Below are 2,746 nucleotides of genomic sequence, written 5' to 3'. Positions count from 1 at the left end.
TCGTCGAGCGCGCGCGGACGATCATCCGAGCGCGCTCGACTATTATAATTTACTTGGGGACAATTAATCCACCCTGGCTTTCGGGATGAATCCGGGGGCTTGTATCCTGGATGCTTGATTGTCAGTGGGCGTGGCGGTGCGATCGACCTGCCTTGAAAAAGAACAACAGCGCCATGAGCCTCGATCGAGAAATTGCCAAAACGGGGAATTTACCCAAAAAACTTGTTATTAACAGCCAAAACCCCGAACCTTATTCTTTCCTTAAACTGCCTTTATTTATTGAAGGGTATTTTAATTCACAACTCAAAACTTTTTTAAATATCCATTATGGATTGATGGGTATTTTAACTCACAACTCAAAACTCCTAACTCCAGCCCCGCACACACTCCAATTCTCCTAAACCGGATTTTTTAACTCTTATTGAGGGTTTGAAGAAGTATTTGGATTAAACAACCCGGTTTCTGTGTAAGCGACTCAACTCAAAACTCAAAACTCAAAACTTCCTTGCTCCCCCCCCTTGTCAAGAAGCCCTCACCATCCGACACTGTACTTGGAGAGTTAATCGACCCTAGGGAGAAAGTTCCTTGAAAAAAGTTTTAGCCATCATCCTCGGTGGCGGTGTAGGCACCCGCCTTTACCCCCTAACCAAATTGCGAGCCAAACCCGCAGTTCCCCTCGCAGGCAAATATCGCCTCATCGATATTCCTCTCAGCAACTGCATCAACTCGGAAATAGTCAAAATCTACGTCCTCACCCAATTCAACTCGGCCTCCCTGAACCGTCACATCGCTCGCACCTACCAGTTTTCCGGCTTCACCGAGGGATTTGCCGAGGTGCTCGCCGCCCAGCAAACTCAGGAAAACCCCAACTGGTTTCAAGGGACAGCCGACGCAGTTCGCCAATATCTCTGGCTGCTAGAAGAGTGGGACGTTGACGAATACTTAATTCTTTCGGGCGATCACCTCTACCGCATGGACTACCAGAAGTTTGTGCAGAGACACCGCGAAACCAATGCCGATATCACCCTCTCGGTGTTGCCAATGGACGAGAAGCGGGCGTCGGATTTTGGTTTGATGAAAATCGACGACAACGGCCGCATTGTTTCTTTCAGCGAAAAGCCAAAAGGCGATGCGCTCAAACAAATGCAGGTAGATACTACTAAACTGGGACTGACAGCGCAGCAGGCTCAGGAAAGTCCTTACATTGCTTCGATGGGGATTTACGTCTTCAAAAAAGAAGTTCTGATTAAACTTCTGAAAGAATCTCCCAACCAAACTGATTTTGGTAAAGAGATTATTCCGAATAATGCAAAAGACCACAACGTTCAAGCTTATTTGTTTGACGATTATTGGGAAGATATCGGAACCATTGAGGCTTTTTACGAGGCTAACTTGGCTCTGACAAAACAGCCTCAGCCGCCTTTCAGTTTCTACGATGAAAATGCGCCGATTTACACTCGCCCGCGTTTCTTGCCGCCGACTAAGCTTTTAGATACTCACGTGACTGAATCGATTATTGCTGAAGGCTGCATTCTCAAACAGTGCCGGATCGACCATTCTGTGTTGGGAGTTCGATCGCGCATTGAAGCTGGATGTACGATTCAAGACACCCTGGTGATGGGTGCTGACTTCTACGAACCCGACGCCGAACGGCATTCGAGTTTGGACAGCGGCGGCGTCGCCCTCGGTATCGGTGCAGATACTACAATTCGCCGCGCGATTGTGGATAAAAATGCCCGCATTGGCCGCAATGTTCAAATAATTAATAAAGACCGAGTGGAAGAAGCCAACCGCGAAAACCAAGGTTTTTACATCCGCAGCGGCATTGTCGTAGTTCTGAAAAATGCCACGATTCCTGATGGAACTATCATTTAGTTATTAGTCATTAGTCATTAGTCGTCAGTCATTAGTTTTTTAAGTTAAAATCTGTTACCTGCTTTTCAAGTGACTGATGATAAATAATGAAATTAGTGACAGATCACCAATGACCGATGACTGATGACTGATGACAAAATTCCTTCTTTTTTTGTGGATTATTAATTCCCCCCGCTGATGCGAGTTTGTCGAAATACTTGGCTTTATTCAAAGGCTCGCGCATTATGAATAAGCGACCGTCTCTGTTACTGTCTGCCGCGATACAGATATGTCTGCTCGCCTGCGTCTGGCGAATAGCTTCTGATTCTTGTATTTGCGCTGGTAGCACAACTGACAAATGCGCTGCCCGTTTCTGAGTACCACAGCACTCTCGGAACTCTCTTTCCAATCGTCGCAGCAGCCACAAGGCCAACTTAGCAAATAATTCATAATATTAGCACCCTAGTAGCGTTAAAAGCTTATCGCTCTACTATCCTATCTTAAGGTTTTGTACAAGTGTGTGATGTAGCTAACAGACAGGGGAGAAATTATGTTATATTAGTTTGATTAAAATCTATTCAGAGGTTGTAAAAATAAAATTCTCTAGCACGGGTCTGATGTGAATAAAAAATATCTAGAAATTTTGTGTAAAAACGGCGCAATTTAGGGTATTATATAGTCACAATTCAGACACCAGATTTGACAGAACTTGCTGATGAAAACCTGCTAAGATTTGGATTGGGTGATCAAGCTCAGATCGAGAAGTTCGTAGGCGTAAGCCGGGGCGTAGCCATCGCACCGCGCCCCGGAAAAAAAGAGCTAGTCCCTAGGTAGCGAATAAATAGACAAAATGATACACTTATAGACAAATATGCGGTGTACCATTGTGTTT

At 45.2% G+C, this 2,746-nt stretch carries 3 protein-coding genes; 2 read left to right on the top strand and 1 reads right to left on the bottom strand.

The window, feature by feature from the left end:
- Positions 1-110 precede the first annotated feature (110 nt).
- Both QUA16_RS36270 and QUA16_RS36265 read left to right on the top strand, forming a co-directional pair.
- Positions 111-401 carry a hypothetical protein gene (locus tag QUA16_RS36270; RefSeq protein WP_333109669.1) on the top strand — a complete coding sequence of 97 codons (291 nt, stop codon included), beginning with the start codon at positions 111-113 and terminating at the stop codon, positions 399-401.
- A gap of 184 nt (positions 402-585) precedes the next feature.
- Positions 586-1,875, top strand: a complete 1,290-nt coding sequence (locus tag QUA16_RS36265; protein WP_333109668.1) for a glucose-1-phosphate adenylyltransferase — start codon at positions 586-588, stop codon at positions 1,873-1,875.
- Positions 1,876-2,097: 222 nt separating this feature from the next.
- Here the strand turns inward: QUA16_RS36265 and QUA16_RS36260 are convergent, their stop codons facing one another.
- Positions 2,098-2,304: a hypothetical protein gene (locus tag QUA16_RS36260; protein WP_333109667.1), complete on the bottom strand. Its 207-nt coding sequence runs from the start codon at positions 2,302-2,304 to the stop codon at positions 2,098-2,100.
- Between the last annotated feature and the right edge of the window lie 442 nt (positions 2,305-2,746).

It is taken from the genome of Microcoleus sp. S13_C3 (assembly GCF_036700905.1).
Taxonomy (GTDB): domain Bacteria; phylum Cyanobacteriota; class Cyanobacteriia; order Cyanobacteriales; family Microcoleaceae; genus Microcoleus.
Note: the sequence above shows the minus strand (reverse complement) of the source record. Positions and strands in the feature narration are given on the sequence as shown.